This window comes from Burkholderia sp. MSMB1589WGS (assembly GCF_001636105.1).
Taxonomy (GTDB): domain Bacteria; phylum Pseudomonadota; class Gammaproteobacteria; order Burkholderiales; family Burkholderiaceae; genus Burkholderia; species Burkholderia humptydooensis.
The window spans coordinates 99,936-117,381 of the sequence record NZ_LNJT01000007.1; the positions used below are offsets into that span (position 1 = coordinate 99,936).

At 60.4% G+C, this 17,446-nt stretch carries 13 protein-coding genes and 2 pseudogenes; 11 read left to right on the top strand and 4 right to left on the bottom strand.

What is annotated here, in order from left to right; translation table 11 throughout:
- Positions 1 to 4: 4 nt before the first annotated feature.
- The 3 genes from WT16_RS08450 (at position 5) to WT16_RS08455 (ending at position 4,450) form a co-directional block, all read left to right on the top strand.
- A complete protein-coding gene (locus WT16_RS08450) occupies positions 5 to 1,147 on the top strand; it encodes a glycosyltransferase (protein ID WP_063533814.1) in 1,143 nt (380 codons plus the stop codon).
- 36 nt (positions 1,148 to 1,183) lie between these two features.
- Positions 1,184 to 2,197: a glycosyltransferase family 2 protein gene (locus WT16_RS30605; protein WP_231892039.1), complete on the top strand. Its 1,014-nt coding sequence runs from the start codon at positions 1,184 to 1,186 to the stop codon at positions 2,195 to 2,197.
- 975 nt (positions 2,198 to 3,172) lie between these two features.
- Positions 3,173 to 4,450: a glycosyltransferase WbuB gene (locus WT16_RS08455; protein WP_063533111.1), complete on the top strand. Its 1,278-nt coding sequence runs from the start codon at positions 3,173 to 3,175 to the stop codon at positions 4,448 to 4,450.
- Between the two features lie 22 nt (positions 4,451 to 4,472).
- Here WT16_RS08455 and WT16_RS08460 read toward each other — a convergent pair whose 3' ends face one another.
- From WT16_RS08460 to WT16_RS33565, 4 genes and pseudogenes are all read right to left on the bottom strand, one after another.
- On the bottom strand, positions 4,473 to 5,864 hold the full coding sequence (locus tag WT16_RS08460; protein WP_063533112.1) for an undecaprenyl-phosphate glucose phosphotransferase: 1,392 nt from the start codon (positions 5,862 to 5,864) through the stop codon (positions 4,473 to 4,475).
- Between the two features lie 219 nt (positions 5,865 to 6,083).
- The gene (locus WT16_RS08465) at positions 6,084 to 7,205 is read right to left on the bottom strand and encodes a hypothetical protein (protein ID WP_015600479.1); all 1,122 of its coding nucleotides are present in this window, start codon (positions 7,203 to 7,205) and stop codon (positions 6,084 to 6,086) included.
- 132 nt (positions 7,206 to 7,337) lie between these two features.
- Positions 7,338 to 9,026, bottom strand: coding sequence for a hypothetical protein (locus WT16_RS08470; protein WP_015601944.1), 1,689 nt, complete (start codon positions 9,024 to 9,026; stop codon positions 7,338 to 7,340).
- 589 nt (positions 9,027 to 9,615) lie between these two features.
- Positions 9,616 to 9,726: pseudogene (locus WT16_RS33565) on the bottom strand (IS5/IS1182 family transposase); the annotation flags it as partial.
- 152 nt (positions 9,727 to 9,878) lie between these two features.
- Between WT16_RS33565 and WT16_RS35365 the strand changes: the two are divergent.
- From WT16_RS35365 to WT16_RS08505, 8 genes and pseudogenes are all read left to right on the top strand, one after another.
- The gene (locus tag WT16_RS35365) at positions 9,879 to 10,103 is read left to right on the top strand and encodes a GDP-mannose 4,6-dehydratase (protein WP_269447541.1); all 225 of its coding nucleotides are present in this window, start codon (positions 9,879 to 9,881) and stop codon (positions 10,101 to 10,103) included.
- Positions 9,997 to 10,280 (top strand): annotated as a pseudogene (locus WT16_RS30615) (GDP-mannose 4,6-dehydratase); the annotation flags it as partial. The gene WT16_RS35365 and the pseudogene WT16_RS30615, both read left to right, overlap by 107 nt.
- Positions 10,281 to 10,308: 28 nt before the next feature.
- The gene (locus WT16_RS08480) at positions 10,309 to 11,253 is read left to right on the top strand and encodes a GDP-L-fucose synthase (RefSeq protein ID WP_075644996.1); all 945 of its coding nucleotides are present in this window, start codon (positions 10,309 to 10,311) and stop codon (positions 11,251 to 11,253) included.
- A gap of 61 nt (positions 11,254 to 11,314) precedes the next feature.
- Positions 11,315 to 12,307: an NAD-dependent epimerase/dehydratase family protein gene (locus WT16_RS08485; RefSeq protein WP_063533114.1), complete on the top strand. Its 993-nt coding sequence runs from the start codon at positions 11,315 to 11,317 to the stop codon at positions 12,305 to 12,307.
- Between the two features lie 591 nt (positions 12,308 to 12,898).
- The gene (locus WT16_RS08490; RefSeq protein ID WP_059934390.1) at positions 12,899 to 13,588 is read left to right on the top strand and encodes a response regulator transcription factor; all 690 of its coding nucleotides are present in this window, start codon (positions 12,899 to 12,901) and stop codon (positions 13,586 to 13,588) included.
- Entirely contained in the window at positions 13,578 to 14,891 is a 1,314-nt protein-coding gene (locus WT16_RS08495) for a HAMP domain-containing sensor histidine kinase (RefSeq protein WP_063533115.1), read from the top strand. Before WT16_RS08490 ends, WT16_RS08495 begins: the two co-directional genes overlap by 11 nt.
- A gap of 80 nt (positions 14,892 to 14,971) precedes the next feature.
- Positions 14,972 to 16,372, top strand: coding sequence for a TolC family protein (locus WT16_RS08500; protein WP_063533116.1), 1,401 nt, complete (start codon positions 14,972 to 14,974; stop codon positions 16,370 to 16,372).
- Positions 16,369 to 17,433 carry a hypothetical protein gene (locus WT16_RS08505; RefSeq protein WP_063533117.1) on the top strand — a complete coding sequence of 355 codons (1,065 nt, stop codon included), beginning with the start codon at positions 16,369 to 16,371 and terminating at the stop codon, positions 17,431 to 17,433. Before WT16_RS08500 ends, WT16_RS08505 begins: the two co-directional genes overlap by 4 nt.
- Positions 17,434 to 17,446: the final 13 nt, after the last annotated feature.

Below are 17,446 nucleotides of genomic sequence, written 5' to 3' on the forward strand. Positions count from 1 at the left end.
AGATATGAAAATCCTTCACATCAGCCCAACCTACTACCCCGCCACCTACTGGGGTGGGCCAATCTTTTCTGTCTATGCCTTGAATAACGCTTTGGCGCAGTTGCCCGGCGTGAGACTCAGGGTATTGACCACTGATGCCGCGGGGCCGAGTGTGTCCAGCCGATTGGACGGCGCAAAGCTCACTGGCCTTTTTCCGAACCAAGAAGTGATGATGGCTCGGCGGCTCGCAGCAGGAAGCGTATCGTTCGAATTGCTGCGCAAACTCCCATCGCTTGTGCGCTGGGCGGACGTCGTGCATTTGACGGCGACGTACTCTTTTCCAACCATTCCTACGCTTATGTTCTGCCGGCTCATGAATAAGCCGGTCGTTTGGTCACATCGCGGAGCGATTCTTGATGCGTATCAATGGCCAGACGTGCCGCGTAAGCGGCTGAAACGACTTTGGGAGTTGCTCTGCAACGTCTTGATCCGGCAGGGGCGCGTAGTAGCCCATGTCACATCGGACGAGGAGGAAAACGCAGCACGGGTCAGGATTCCAAACGCAGCACCGGTGCTGGTTCCCAATGCCGTCGAGGTTCCCGATGGCCTACCCGAAAGAGATTGGATGCCGGACAGTAAACTGCGCATCATGTACCTCGGTCGCATCGCACCGAAAAAGGGTATTGAAAATCTGCTTGAGGCCATGAGCCATTTAAAGGAGCAGGATATCGTTCTAACCATCTACGGAGCCGGTGATGCAGACTTTGTATCAAGCTTGAAGGCGTGCGCATCGGATAAGGGCCTGGCCGGCGACAATGTTTTTTTTGCCGGCCACGTGGACGGCATCGGAAAGCAGCGTGCGTTTCTCTCCGCGGATGTCTGTGTGGTGCCATCCCATAGCGAAAACTTTTGCATGGTTGTGGCGGAAGCGTTGGCTCACGGATTGCCGGTCATTGCCAGCCGCGGTACTCCATGGAGCCAAATCGAAAGGCACAATTGCGGGCTTTGGGTGGAAAACAGTCCGGAATCGTTGGCGCAAGCGATAGATCGGATACGGACCATGAAATTGGAGAGAATGGGCTGGCAAGGGCGTACATGGATGAAAGAGGCGTTCTCATGGCAGGCGGCCGCCACGCGAATGATGGCCGTCTATCAAGCCATCCAATAGTTAGCACGCGAGGATATTTCACATCCGAGCATTAATGTGGATATCGGTGGCGCCAGCGTCGATATAAGGCCAAGAATGTCACATTCTCTTTTTACTGCGCCACATCGAAGCAACAGGCTTGCCGACTTGACGGCCATTATTCTGACCTTCAATGAGGAGAAACACATCGAGCGCTGCATACGGAGCGCCAGCGAAGTCGCACGATGCATCTTTGTCATCGATTCATTTTCTGATGACAGGACGGTGGCCATTGCAGAATCATTTGGGGCGCGGGTGAGGCAGCACGAATTCGTCAACCATGCTGCTCAGCTCGATTGGGCATTGGACAACCTGCCTTTAAACACTGAATGGGTGATGAGGGTTGATGCAGACGAAGTGATCACCCCTACTCTTGCGGAACAGATACGGGCCAAACTTCCGCTGGCCGCCAAGAACGTCAATGGTTTTCTCGTTTGTCGATATCCCACATTTATGGGTACCATCATTCGCCACGGTGGATTTCCGCAATGGAGTCTGAGGCTTTGGAGGAAAGGCACTGCGGAGATTGAGCGGCGCTGGATGGATGAACACATGGTGCTCACGACGGGAGAATCCGAGCGCCTGCAAGGTGAATATATTGATGACAACTTGAATAACATCACATGGTGGACCAACAAGCACAACGGGTACGCGACTCGGGAAGCGATTGATCTGCTCAATCGAAAATATGAGTTCCTGCCTAAACTGGCCGATGCTGGAAAGCTTGCATCTCAGGCCCGATTAAAAAGATGGCTGAAGGACCATTTTTATCTACATCTGCCTCTTGGCCTGCGCGCGTTCCTGCTATTCTTTTATCGTATGAGCTTGCGCCTTGGTTTTCTCGATGGAATGGGGGGCGGTTTTGCGTTCCATTTCCTGCAAGGGTTCTGGTACCGATTTCTTGCGGATGTGAAAGTAAGGGAAGTGGAACGTCGCATGCATTCGGATAACGTAGACTGCGTTGAAGCAATCAAACGGGAGTTGGGAATTGATCCGATTTGTGCAACTGAAAACAACTGCAAATCGGCTTGATTGGTGTGCGACGTAGGGATCAATGGATTGTGGCGCAATTGGAGGCAATTATTAAGGCGGGTGCTATGATTTTGCAAGATAATGACCCCTTTACCGGACCATCGTTTTCATATCGCCATCGTGTTCTCCGCCAGGCATGGAGTATCGTATACGTGACGCTATTTCGACCAAGCCCTCGTCCGTTTCATGCTTGGCGTGCGTTACTGTTGCGCATGTTTGGCGCGAAGCTTGGGACACATGTCCACATCTATCCAGGTGCGAGAATCTGGGCGCCTTGGAATCTGGAAATTGGGGATAAGGTGGGTGTTGCGGATCGAGTTAACATATACAACATGGATAAAATTCGCATCGGAAACCACTGCGTAATCTCTGATGGGGCGTACTTGTGTGGCGGTTCGCATCAATACAACATGGCAAATTTTCAACTCTGCGCCGAGCCCATTACGTTGGAGGATAACGTCTGGATCTGTGCGGAAGCTTTTGTGCATCTGGGAGTGCGAATATCCGAGGGAGTTGTCGTAGGAGCCCGTGCTGTTGTGACAAAAACGATTGACGAGCCCTGGTCTGTCTATGCTGGAACTCCATGTAAAAGAGTTGGTAAGAGGACCAGGATAACTCAATCGCAATGAATAAAATATTCAACACCCAACGCTCGGCTAGAAAGTTGTCGAATGGGAAAATGGCGCTGGATGTTGATGCTGGATGCGGTTTTTCCAAATTGATTGATCAAATTTGGATTTTATGCTGAAGCTATCGAGTTGGATTTCTCGTCAAGGAGAATATTCTGCGTGATGAATGGCTTTGAGTCGAAGGGCGCGGATTTCAAATTGGGCTATGCTGATATTAATAATGAAAGATATGATGTGGCTCTCTTGTCGCAAGTCCTGGAGCATCTATCCATAGACTCTAGGCACATTGATGGCATTAAGGATTTAAATTTCGTCATCTTGAATGCGAATAAACGGAGATCGGGAAATGAAAATCGCGCTTCATGGCATCAATTTTTCTCCCGAACTCTCCGGAATCGGAAAATATACCTGCGAAATGGCCGAATGGCTCGCCAGGCGAGGACACGAGGTGCGCGTTGTAACTGCGCCGCCCTATTATCCGGCATGGCAGATCGGGCAGGGATATTCGGGACGTTCATATAGCCGGGAGGTCAAGGACCTTTCACCTACCCAAAGCAACGCCCTCAACGGGGAAGGGCGTCTTTGGGTCTACCGCTGCCCGGTGTGGGTTCCGCGCCATCCCAGCGGCCTGAAACGGCTGGTGCATCTGGCAAGTTTCGCCGCGAGCAGCCTGCCGGTGATGCTGGGGCAGGTTTTTTGGCGGCCCGATATCGTGTGGGTTGTGGAGCCCCCGTTTGTATGCGCGCCTCAAGCGTGGTTGCTCGCCCGTTTGTCGGGCGCCCAAGCGTGGCTCCACGTTCAGGACTTCGAGGTGGATGCCGCTTTCGAGTTCGGTTTGTTGCCTCGCGGCATATTGAGCCGCCTGGCGTATTGGGCGGAACGGGTGATCATCAAAGCTTTCGATCGGGTTTCCACGATTTCCGAGAATATGTCGGCGCGCCTCGCTGAGAAGGGCGTCATGCACGGGACATTGTTCCCCAACTGGGTGGATACCGAAGCAATTTATCCGCTGACCGGACCGAGTTCAATGCGGCACGAGCTAGCGATTCCGCGGCACGCGATCGTTGCCTTGTATTCCGGCAACATGGCGAGCAAGCAGGGGCTGGAGATATTGATTGATGCGGCGCGGTCGCTCATTTCACGCACGGACGTCCGCTTTGTCTTGTGTGGTGACGGACCCGCCAAATCACGGCTGCAGGAATTGGCGTCCGGTCTGAGCAACATCACGTTTCTGCCGCTGCAACCCGTCGACAAACTGAATGCGTTGTTGAACCTCGCGGATATTCATTTGCTGCCCCAACGGGCGGATGCTGCCGACTTGGTCATGCCTTCCAAGCTGACTGGCATGCTGGCAAGCGGAAGGCCCGTGCTGGCAACCGCTGCGCATGGCACCCAGGTCGCTTCCGTTGTAGCGGGACGCGGGGTGGCCGTCGAGCCCGGTAATGCGCAGGCGCTCTCGGCTGCCATTGAGCAGCTTGCAACGAACCCTCAACTGCGTTCTGAGCTTGGTGCCGCAGCCCGAGCGTATGCCGTGGCGCATTTGGGGCGGGAAGCGGTGCTCGGCAAGTTCGAGCAAGCACTGCTTTCCTTGGTAGAGGGTAAGCTGGCCAGTTCCCCAGGATAGCTTTCATGAGCTTTCGACGCCATCAATATGCATTCTTTCCGCTCCAGCCCTTAAATGCTGTCCACAGAATAATTCGCAAGTCCAACAGGAACGACCAGTTCCGGATGTAGAAGAGATCATGCTCGACACGCTTGGCCATTTTTTCCAGCGTGTCGGTTTCGCCTCGACATCCGTTGATCTGCGCCCAGCCGGTGATGCCGGGCTTGACGCGGTGGCGCAGCATGTAGAACTCGAGTTGCTCCTTATAGATGTCGTTATGTGCGATGGCGTGGGGGCGCGGGCCGACCACGCTCATATCACCCCTGAGAACGTTGATGAACTGCGGCAGCTCATCCAGGCTGGTCCGGCGCAGGAAGGCGCCGACAGGCGTGACGCGGCTGTCGCCTCGGCATGCTTGTGTGACCGTGCCGCCGTCTTCGTGATGCATTTTCATGCTGCGGAATTTGTAGACATGGATGACCCTGCCGTCGAGCCCAAGCCGCTCCTGCTTGAAGAAGACCGGCCCTGGAGAGCTGCGCTTGATCAGAATCGCAATGGTAGCGAACAGCGGGGACAGCATAAGCAGCACGAGCGCGGCAAACAGGCGGTCGAAGATTTCCTTTACGATGCAGCGCATCCCCAGTGGCGGAGGGCGATTCAGATCGATTGCCGCCATCCCCATGAACTCGCCCAGCCTGTTGTTGAACAGTTGGAAGTCAAGCGCCGGTGGCACCCACTTGATGTCGATGAAGTCGTTGCGCAACGCGTGAGCGATGGCTTGCATTTGTTTTTTTGTCATCGAGGGCATCGCAAGCCATACTTCATCCACCCGACGGCTGTGGGCAAACGTTGCGATGTCTGCCAGGCTCGTCATGCGGCTAATGCCCTCCGGGATGGGCTCATCGCCTTCGGTATAAATGGCCTTGACGGTGAAGCCAAGCCACCGGTTTGCGGTGGCACGGCGATACATTTCCTGGCCTGTATCGCCGAAACCGGCGATGAGCACATCCTTGGCATTTCGGCCGCTGTGCCGGACAATGCTGAGTGCACCGTGAACCAGAACGCGCAACAGGATCAACCCTAGCAATGCGCTTACATGCCAATACATTGCCCACAGCCGAGACACGAATCCAGCCTTGTGTATCAGAAAACACAAAGAGATGCCGATAAGCCAGATCAGGCTCCATGCGCCGGCCAGGCGCAGCAGGAGCGAAAAATAGTTGCGTCCGCGCCACGATGAGTAAAGGTGGAAGTTCGGCAGTACCACAAGTGCCACGGCACAGCTGAAATAGAGAACGAAGTAGTAGATGGGGGGGATGGAGGCCGCGTCATCAACGAAGCGCAGCGCGATTGCAAGCTGCCCCGTCAGCCAGATCGTAGCGATATCCAGCAATCGCGTTGCAAGCGCCGTTCCATCAGCGTGGCGGATCAACATCTCTCGATATAATCCCACTTGACGCTCCCCCTGCGAAGAACTCCATGTCGGGCGAGATTGTCTTAAGCTGTTTTTTTTGCTGTATGCAACTTATCACGGCCGCGATTGACCGACATCCTCAAAATTGGCGAAATCTGCATATCGGTGCTGCCTGAATGAAATGGGTAAATATCATTGTCATCAGAATTAATTTAATGATGAACAGTGGGCGTATCAAACTCAAAAGCCCGAAAAACGCACGCCAAAGGACGCGTAGCCGTAGTATCGATTGAGCCGTCCAGCCGTAGCACCGTTGTAGAGGAAGGGGATGGTGCCGACAAAATTGTGCATAAAGGCTTGCCCGCGCACGAACAGCTCGACGTTCTTCACCACCTCGTACGTGAGCTCCAGGCCCAATGTATGGTTGGACTTGATCGGTGACACGCCATAGTTCGACAGACCGTTGTCGACATGGCTGCGGATCAGGTACTGGAACTGATAGCCCACCTGAGCGCCAAAGTGCTTGTACCGCCAGCGCCACGAACCTCCCAGGTTGAGGAAGCCGGCCGTGTAGTTGAGGTCCTGGTTGACATTGAGGCCGAACTGCGCCGCATCGACTGAGAAGGTTGCGTCCTGCAGGGTCGTATTGCCCGCCTGGCACGGTGCGCTCAGGGTGCCATTGGCGATATTGTCCGAACCGATATGGACGTTGAAGTTGCAGTTGCCTCGGCGCAACTGGGCGTTCAAGTCCCCAACCGAGACCCGGCTCAGGCCTACGCCGGCAAATACGGTCAGCGTGTTGTTGTCGTCCAATTGGCCAGAAAAAATCGCGTCGGCCTGCGCTTGTACATCCATGGGGCCGCTGACCCGGATTTGGTTGAAGGTGGTGCGCTGTACCTGCGTCGGCGAAGTTTTGCTGAGCGTGCCGGCGTAGTCGCCCCACAGCGAGAAGCGGAAGATCGCGCGGTCGCGTGCGCCGGGCTCCGCGAGCGGGTCGTAATTCAGCGCCAACTGCCAGCTATTGATGCTATTGGTGTCCTGGCCGTAATCGATATTGCGGCGCCAGTAGGTGACGGCACCAGACCAATACGGCGAGAACTTGTAGGCGATCATGATGCGCGCGCCCTTGTAGTCGCCGGCATTCTCGGGTGCCGGTCCCTGGCGCGTGCGCAGTTTGAAAATGTCGAGCGTGCTGTTGACCGCGTCGTAGCTGGCCTCGGCACGCAAACGGGTGAACTCGCCTGTGGTGGGCTCGGCGCGCAGAAATTCATCCTCGGGCGCAGCCTCGGCGCCGCCGGCCGCAACCATGCCGAGGATCGCCAATACCGTGGCAACGCGCTGGCGCGGACGAAACTTCGACATCGTGGACTCCGGGGCAGAGTGTGGTACAGAGAAACGGGCGCCCGTAACACGCTGTCGGACCAACCGTAGCGTGCAGGCGCCCGGCGGCGCCGCCGCGCGAGGCGGGGCGCGCGACTGAAACGACAAGATCGCTTAGGGATTGACCGTGATGGCCACTGTTACACCGTCGCCGCTCACCTGGTCGGTGCCTGTCGACACCGAAGTCGTCGCTGTTTCCGCAGCGTTGCTGCCTGAGCCGGTGCCGACCTTGACCGCCGTGCCGCTGGTGCCGCTGACCGAGAGGGTGGTGTTCACGGTGCTGGTCGCTTTCGGCGTGAGTGCGTCGATCTGGCCGGCCGTCAGGCCGCCCGCGCCCTGCAGCTTGTTGAGGAATATCACGATCGGCAGATCGAGTGAGCCGCCGCCTGCGGTGGAGAACAGGTTGTCAGCGATGGAGGTCGACAGCGAAGCGGATGCGTTGACCGCGCCGTTGATGCTGAACGCGTACTTGGTGCCGACCGGCACTATGGCAGCGATCAGCGAGCTGCCGTTGAATGTCAGCACAACCCTCTCGATGATCACGTTGACCGTATTGCCGTTGAACGTGTAGCTCATGCCTGCACGCACCTCCGACGCACCCGTGCCAAACGGCGAGCCTTGCTTGGTCAGCGCGACCTGGACGTCCGTCAAGCTGCCGCCGCTGACGGACAGACTGGGGGAGAGCGGTACCGGCACGCCGTTGTTGAGCGTCACGTTGCCCAGTTGGATATAGTTGGTCAGCGTAACCAGGTTCACGACTTGGTTGAGCGTGGTGCTGTTGACGGCGCTGCCCAGGGCGTTCGCCGCGTTCGTGATAGTCTGCGCGGTGCCGGTCGCCACCGCGTTGCCCAACGTGGTCAAATTGGCTGTCAGACTGGCGTTGCCCAGCGCAACCGGCGTGATCGCCGAGACCAGCGTCGTGGTCAGGGTCGATTCGCTGCTGTCGAAGATGCCGTTGAGCGCACCGGATTTTTGCAGCGCCGCCACGGTCGACGCTGGATCAGTGCCAAGGTTGATGGTGCCGAGTCCGGTACTGACATTGGATGCCAGTTTGGTCACCGTGGGAGCGCCAAGCGCTGCCGCATTGATGGCCACATTGCCGATATTGCTCTGCAGGCTGGTCGGCAGGCTGGACTGCACATTGATCACCGCGGCCTGGATAGCGCTCGACACGGTCCCGGTGTTCAGGCTCACTACACCGCTGCCATTGTTGATCACGTTGGCCACGGCGTTGGCGGCCGCGGCGGTGGCGACATCTGTGCTCAGCGTACCACCGGCACTATTGGCCACGCCGATCAGGGTCTTGCTGATCTGATCGACCACTTGTTGAACCACCAATGCTGCCTTGAGCACTGCGCCGTCCTTCATTGGGTCCGTGTTGAGCAGATCCTTGCCGGGCAGTCCCAGCTTGAAAGCGAGCGAGGTGGCCTGGGCGGCGCCCACTTGTGCCACGAGCGTGCTCAGCGGTGTGACCATAGGCGTGACGCCGGCGATGTTGTTCTGCGCAGGTGCTTGTAGCACGCCGGTAAACGGCAGGTTGGTGCCGATATCAGTCCCCCCCGTGGCCGACAACGCGCTCCTGGCACAATTTGCAGGGAAGGTGAAGTCGCCGGTTGTGCTGGTGGTGGTCGTTTGGTTGCCACAATCAAGGAAGGTAACCGTGGCACCTGAGAGATAAAAGTCAACCACCTTGCCCTGGATGGTGGCCGAGGGGGAGGATCCACCACCGCCGCAGGCGGCAAGCAGGATTGCTGCCGAGGCCATGACTGCAAACGATAGCAGTTTGGGAAAGCTCGTGTGCATTACGCGCTCCTGAAAACGGTTTGATGACTTGCTTGCTTACGGCAAGGCCGCTTCCTCGCTGGAGGCAAGGCGCCAATCAGCAGGCGCTGGTGGGATAAGTTCAAAAAAAAATTAAAGGGCATTGTCGTGAATTAGGCAACCCCTTCCAAGGCGATAATGAAAAGTACCCATCTGGATTTCGTCACTATCATTAGTTTCGATGATGAATATCGTTGGAAAATGTGATAAGCGCCATAAGAAAATGCAGAATCATGACGGCTGCGCTTGTCAGTCTACATGCTGATACAGCCCGCGTTCGGCGCATTGTCGGATCGGATTGGCAGGCGGCGCTCGATGATGCTGTTCGGTTTGTCACCGGGATTGCGGCTTGGAATCCCAACCCGGCCGACCTTCTGTTCAGCGGCCGATGAATTGAGCTCGTGAATGCGGTATCGGCCCGATACGACATCGTCCTTATCGATGCCGCTCCGGTGCCGCCAGTGTCGGGCGCCGGCATCATGGCCCCTGTTGCAGGTGCTCCCCGACGGGCGATCTTCGTGGCAATGCCGGCGGCATGCAGCGGCCTGCGATATTTATCGTGGTCGTAGCCGCGATCGTCGAGCGGCTTGCGTCCCGGGGATCGCGTCCGGCGCGGCTTGGGTGGCGGCAACAACGGTTGGATAAGCGACCACAATTCGTCATCGAGTATCGCTTTTGCCATGACCTCCTCGTCAGCGAAACAACGAAGAATCAGGCGCAGGAGTGAAGGTTGAATGCTCTGCCGGAGATGACAAAACTCCATACCAGCCAGACAGATGAAAGATTCAGAGTACTAACCGGATACGATACGAAGGAGAGGGAACGGGAGTCGATATGAGGACCGCGCTGATTACCGGGATAACAGGACAGGATGGTGCTTATCTCGCGGAGTTCCTGTTGAAGAAAGGGTACTTCGTGACTCGTTCGGGCCGTGCCGCAAAAGGAAACCACGCTCACGCGTGCACTGGCGCGAATCAAGCTCGGTCTGCAGGACTGTCTCTGTCTCGGCAACCGGGGACATGCGCGCGACTTTGTCGACGCCGCAGCGAGAGAACTTGACATGCCGAGCAGTTGGCGGGGAAAGGGGGCGAGGCGCGCGGCCATGACGAGCGCGGAAAGGTTGTCGCGGCGGTGGACTCACGCTATTTCCGACCGACTGAAGTGCCTTCGCTGCTGGGCGATGCAGGAAAGGTTCGCGAAAGGCTGGGCTGGACGCCGCGCACAAGTTTTGTCGAGAGTGACTGACTGAAAGAGGAGGGTGCCAATGTCTGGAACAGTGGATAAACATGCCCCTATCTATGTCGCGGGCCATCGGGGCATGGTCGGCTCGGCGATCGTGCGGCGTCTTGATGCGGGCGGCTACGACAATATCGTCACGCGCGATCGGAAATCGCTCGATCTCACGGATCAGCAGGCGGTTCGGAAATTCTTCCGTGAACAACGACCTGCGTATGTCTTTCTGGCGGCGGCGAAGGTCGGCGGCATCTATGCAAACAACACGTATCCCGGCGACTTCATTCGCGAGAATCTGGTGATCCAGTGCAATGTAATCGACGCCGCGATGGCGGCCTCGGTCGACAGGCTGCTGTTCCTCGGCTCGTCTTGCATTTATCCGCGCGATTGCCCGCAGCCTATCCGCGAGGAGTACCTGCTCACCGGCACGCTCGAGAAAACGAACGAGCCCTATGCCGTCGCGAAGATTGCGGGGGTCAAACTTTGCGAAGCGTTCAATCGTCAGTACGGCACGCATTACCTGTGCGTCATGCCGACCAATCTGTACGGTCCCAACGACAACTACGACCTGCAGACGAGCCATGTCCTGCCGGGGTTGCTGCGCAAAACGCATGAGGCAAAGCTGCGTGGCGATTCGCATCTGGTGGTGTGGGGCACCGGCAAGGCCAGGCGCGAGTTTCTCTATGTGGACGATATGGCGGACGCCTGTGTGTTTCTGATGGAAAACGGCATCGAAGAAGGTCTTTTCAACATCGGCATGGGGGAGGACGTGACGATTCGTGAGCTTGCCGAAGAGGTCATGGACGCGGTTGGGTTTCGAGGCGAGATCGTCTGCGATCCGACCCAGCCTGACGGCACGCCGCGCAAGCTGTTGTCGGTCGAACGCCTGCGCGCGCTCGGGTGGCTGCCGAAGACACCGCTGGCGGAGGGCATCCGAAAAACCTATGCGAGTTTTCTGGCCGAGAGCGGTCGATGAGAGCCGCGCAATCGCGGTCGATGCCCGTCCGCGACCCAATGGAAGATGGCGACATTCGCAAATGAACTGGCTCATCACCGGCGGGTGCGGATTCATCGGCACCGCGCTGATCCGAAGGCTGCTGGTGGACGAGGGGGGCCACGCCGTGCGTGTGCTGGACAACCTCAGCACGGGCACGCGCGCCGATCTTGCCCGCGTCGCCGCGTATGAAGAGCTCGTGCACTACGAGGTCCGTTCGGCACCGCGCGGCGTCGAGCTTATCGTGGGCGATATCGTCGACGCGCAACTGGCGGTCGATGTCGCCACAGGCTGCGACATCATTGTCCATCTGGCCGCCAATACAGGCGTTGTGCCGTCACTGCAGAATCCGCGCGCGGACCTTGGTGCCAACGTGATCGGCACGTTCAACTATCTGGAGGCCGCTCGCCGCCACGGCATCAGGCGGTTCGTGTTCGCATCGAGCGGCGCTTCGACAGGCGAGGTCGAACCGCCGATCCACGAGGAAATCGCACCACGTCCGGCGTCACCCTATGGTGCGAGCAAGCTCGCGGGAGAGGCGTATGCGTCGGCCTACAAGCACGCGTTCGGCATCGACACTGTCATGCTCCGTTTCGGCAACGTCTATGGACCGGGATCGGCGCGCAAGTCTAGCGTCATCGCGAAGTTCATTCGCGCAGCGCTTGTGCAGATGCCCCTTGAGATACATGGTGACGGCTCGCAGACGCGTGACTTCATCTATATCGACGATCTCGTCGATGCCGTGATGCTGGCGTCGATCGTACCGGACATAGGCGGGGAGGTATTCCAGATCGCGAGCGGCGCCGAAACCACGATCGACGAGCTGGCCGTTCGTCTCGCGAGGGCGCTGGAACGCGCGGGTATCCGCAATCTCAGGGTGACACGCACCGACGCGTATGCGCAGGGTGTGAGACGACGTTTCTCCGACACCACGAAGGCGCGCGTGCTTCTTGGATGGCGGCCGAAAGTGACGCTCGAGGAAGGTCTGCAAGAGACGGTCCTGTACTTTCTCGATAACGTGAGGGCTTCGCCATGAATCCGCTGATTCATGGCCATTCGATCCTGGTGACGGGCGCGTGCGGCGCCGCCTGCTCCGAACTGATCGGCAGTTGCTTTCCCAATTCGTCGGACGGCCTCCGTGAACCGAGGCCACGCGCGCTGCGGGATCGGAACAGACACCGGGCAGCGGCCGCAATAGCGGAACTTTCCGGCCCGAAGACCCCGATGTGCTTCCATACGTAGTCGCCAATCGGCGCATTGCCGGGCGTATTCTGCCTGTTGCAGCGGGTCATCGAGCGGCATGCGGCACGGGCGAATGGCCGAATCGGGGGCACGCGGCCGGCGCAGGCCGCCCGAATCGCCCGAATCGTTTGCGATCGGGGCGACCGATATCTGTCCACCGGCGTGTTCCCCGAGTAGCGCGATGTCGGCGAGCTGATGTGCGATGCGAGGCTGATCTTCGAATCGCCCAGACATTGCTTCACGACCGACTCTCTTCGGATAATGTCCGGGTTGAACAGACAGCCGTGCTGGCTGACGAAAATGTAATCCCTGCGCAAAAGGGCAAGGGGTCAAGTGCGCAGCCGGCATCTGGCGTGCGCGGAAACTTGCCGCGGATCATTCATTCATGAAAGTGCTCGTTATCGAAGACGACGCGGCCATCGCGGCGAACGTCTATGACTATCTGGAAAGCCGCGGCTTTCACGTGGACGTTGCGAGAAGCGGCCCCGCGGGCCTGCAGTTCGCGCTCGCCGACGCCTGGGATGCGATCCTGCTGGATATTTCGCTGCCCGGCATGGACGGCCTGACGTTGTGCCGAAAACTCCGCGAGGAAGCGCATCGCGACACGCCGGTCCTGATGTTGACCGCCCGGGATGCGCTCGATGACAAGCTGAGCGGATTCGAGCACGGCGCGGACGACTATCTGGTCAAGCCGTTCTCGCTCAAGGAGGTCGCCGCGCGTCTCGATGCGCTGATCAAGCGGTATCGCGGCCGCGTCGCCGTACCGGAGCTGCGCTTCGCCGACGTGCGGCTCGATCTCGGCACGCTCGCCGTCGAGCGCGCGGGGCGTCCAATCAAGCTCCAGCCCAAATGCCTGCATCTGTTGCGCATCCTGATGCTGTCTCCGGCGCGCGTATTCACTCGCGCAGAACTGGAAACCGAAGTCTGGGGCGACGAACTGCCGGGCAGCGATACGCTGCGCGCGCATATCTACATGTTGCGCAAGGCATTGACCCGACCGGGCGAAGCGGAACTCATCGAGACGGTCCACGGACTCGGCTACCGGCTCGTGGCGGGCGACACCGATGCGGCGTAGCCTGCGCGTCAAGGTTGCGCTCGTTTTCTCGGCGCTCGCGATCGTTCTGCTGCTTGCCCAGGCACTCGGCGTCAGGGTGCTCGCCGAAGCTCAGGAAGAAAAGCTGATCGCCGCCCTGATCCAGGACGACATGGCCAACGTGTTGCGCAGCTACGAAGCGAACCCGTCCCTGCTGCCGCCGTTCGACGAGCGCCTGCGCGGCTATGTTTCAACCCCGGACACGCCGCCGATCGCATTGCCCGCCGCGGTTGGCGGCCTGCCTGCCGGAACCCATGAAATCGTCGTCGGCGAACGGGAGATCCATGTCGCGATCGCCCCGTTCGGCGCGGCACGCCTCTACCGCGTCTACAATTTCAGCGGCTACGAAAAGCATTTCAAGCAGGTGATCAACGCGCTGATGGCCGGCACGGGGGTGTTCGCGCTGCTGACAGTCTGGCTCTCGTTCGGGGTGTCGGGCATGCTGGTGCGTCAGGTGGCCGGCCTTGCGAGGCAGGTCAAGGCGCTCGAACACGAGCGTGCGGCGTCAATCGACCCCGGCCGGTATGACGAAGCCGAGCTCGTCGGGTTGGTCGACGCGTTCAATGACTACCACCGGCGCATGGCGGACATGATCGAGCGGGAGAAGGCGTTCACCGGCAACGTCAGCCATGAATTGCGCACGCCGCTTACCACGATCAAGACCAGTTGCGAGCTGCTCGAGCAGGATTCCGCGATCACGGGCAAGTCGCGCGCGCGGCTGCTTCAGATCGATCGCGCGGCGGACGGCATGCGCGAACGGGTCGATGCGCTCCTGATGCTCGCGCGTGAGGATTCGGTGCGAGGCATCGAACAGGTCGGACTCGCGCGCATGATCGAAACGGCGCTCACGCCGTTTGCGGAGCGGCTGGCCGACAAAGGTGTCGAAACACGGGTCGACGTGCCACGCGGCATCCATGTCAAGGCCAATCGCTCGGCTCTCGCAATCGTGCTCTCGAACCTGGTCGACAACGCCGCGCGCCACACCGATCGAGGGCACGTACGCTTCTCCTACGCGGGAGGGTGGTTGCGCATCGAAGACACCGGCTCCGGTATTCAAGCGTCGGCGCTGCCCCATCTGTTCGAGCGTTTCTACCGGGCGGAGCGCCACGACGCAGGCGGACGCGGCTTCGGTATCGGTCTCGCGATCGTGAAGAAGATCTGCGACCGTTACGGCTGGCAGATCGAACTCGAGAGCGAACCGGGGCGCGGCACGCGCGTCTCGCTATATCTGCCTGCCGACATTCCTGGCGAAGCGGGGCGCGACGCCCATCCGGCACCTTCTTGACGAAAATTTCACAACCGGTTGCGTAGCATCCGGGGCTGGAGCCGCCCGAGCGGGCAGCAGCGAGACCCAAGGATGCCGCCATGCGCCGAGCGATACTGATTGCGTTTGCCCTGCTGGCGGGCTGCGCGACGTACCACGCACAGCCGATCGCGCCGGTCCGGATGACGCGGCAGTTCGAGGAGCGGTCGCTCGTGAGCGACGGGCTGCGCACGTACCTCGTTCGCGAACTCGGACATGACGTGCATCCGTGGCCGCCGGTGCGCTGGAATCGCGAGAGGCTCACGCTCGCGGCCTGGTATTACAGTCCGGCGCTGGATATCGCGCGAGCCCAGTGGGGAACGGCCCGCGCCGGCATCCAGGTCGCCGGCGCGATGCCGAACCCGGTTCTGCAACTGCCGTTCCAGTATGCGACGCCCAACCCCGGACCGGGCGCTCCCTTCGTATGGGGCCCGGCCCTCGACATTCCGATCGAGACCGCGGGCAAGCGCGGCTACCGTGTCGACCAGGCTTCTCACCTGTCGGAAGCGGCGCGCCTTGCGATCGGCAATGAAGCATGGAAGGTACGCGCGCAGGTTCGCGACGCCTTGCTTGCGCTGTATGCGGCGCGCGAGCGCGGCGTGTTCCTGTCCCGCAAGGCCGACGCCGCGCAGCAGATCGCGCGGATGGTCAAGAAGCGCCGCGCAGTCGGGGAAAACTCGGGGCCGGATGTCGATGCGGCGGTACTCGCGGCGACGCAGGCGCAGGCCGCTCTGGCCGCAGCCGAGAGCGCCCGGCAGGACGCACGGGCGCAACTGGCGGCGGCGATCGGCGTACCGGTGGCCGCGCTCGACAGCATCCAGCTCGATCTCGACGGCTTTGCCGCCGCGCCACCTGCGCCTCCGGCCGCCGATGCGCGACGCGACGCCATCTTCCACCGCGCCGACCTGCTTGCGTCGCTGGCCGAGTACGCCGCGGCGGAGTCGGCGCTTCAGCTCGAAGTGGCGAAGCAGTATCCCGACCTTCACCTCGGCCCCGGCTACACGTACGACACGGGCACACACAAGATCGCGTTCGGGCTCGCCGGCATCACGCTGCCGATTTTCGATCAGAACCAGGGCGGCATCGCGCAGGCCGAGGCGAAGCGCAAGGAGGCCGCCGCGCGCGCGGCGGCCTTGCAGGACTCGATCCTCGGCGATCTGGATCGCGCGCTCATGCGTTACCGGGCCAGTCTCGATGCCGTGCGGCTTTCGGCGCGCAGCCTCGCCGCCGCGCGCCGGCAGCTCGACAGTCAGGCCGCCGGGTTTGCCGAGGGCAACGCGGACCGGTGGACCTTCACGCAGGCGAACGCCGACTACCAGGCGAACGAAATCGCGCATCTGGACGCCGTCGTCGCTGCCCGGCAGGCGGGCGGCGCGCTCGAGGATGCGATGCAACGGCCCCTGGCCCCCGACCCCGAGGCGGCGGGGAACGCATCTCTGACCGAACAGGAACCACGGCGATGAAATACCGGTTGCTCCTCTTTTTCGCCGTCACGATCGCGCTCACGGCGGGCGCGGTCTGGTACATCTACCAGACGCTTTACCCGAACCCCTCGGCATCGCCAGCGATTGCACCGACGGCGTCTCAACCGGCGGTACAGACCGTCAATGGCGAAACCGTGGTCGTGCTCGGCGCCGACGCGCAGCGCGCGAGCCACATCGAGGCCGCGCCGCTCGCCTTCGCGACCGGGCCGTCGGCCAGCACCGCGTGGGCAACGGTCGTCGACCTGCAGCCGCTCTTCGACTTGCGCAACCGCCTGTCCGCCGCGCGGGCGGACCTCGATACCCTCACGGCGCAGGCAGGCAATTCACATGCGCAGTACGAGCGCAGCCGCGTCCTGTTCGAGGACGACCGCAACGTTTCGCAAAAGAGTCTGCAGGATGCGCGAGCCGTCATGCAGGCCGACCAGGCGAAACTGAAGTCGGCGGCGGCCGCGGTCGGCGGGCTGGAGGCGACGCTGCGCCAGCAGTTTGGCGAGGCGCTCGCCAACGCGTCGATGGCGGGCGCGTCCGACCTGTTCCCGCGCCTGCTGGCGGGCCGCATGGTCGTGCTGCGTGTCACGCTGCCCGCGGAGTTCGGGGACACTGCGCCCGCGCGCATCCTTGTCGACGCCGCGAACGGCCAGCCGATATCGGCAAGGAGGCTCTCGGCTTCCCCGCTCGCCGATCCATCCGTGCAGGGAACGCCCTGGTTCTACGCAGCGGACCGCGCGCTGCCCGTGGGCACCCGGACCAGCGTGAACGTGCCGTCGCCGGGTTCCGCCGCGCGCTCGCTCGTCATTCCGGGCAAGGCCGTTATCTGGTACGGCGGACAAACGTGGGCCTATGTGCAAACCGCGCCCGATCGCTTCACGCGGCGCTACGTGGCGGCAGGCAACGAGAGCGATCAAGGCTTCGTCGTGACTTCGGGCTTTCACGCCGGAGACCGCGTCGTCACGCAGGGCGCCCAGTTGCTGCTCTCCGAGGAACTGAAGCCCCAGGGCATCGCAACCGCCTGCAAGGACCCGCCCGAGTGCGACGACTGACGGACGCCCGACA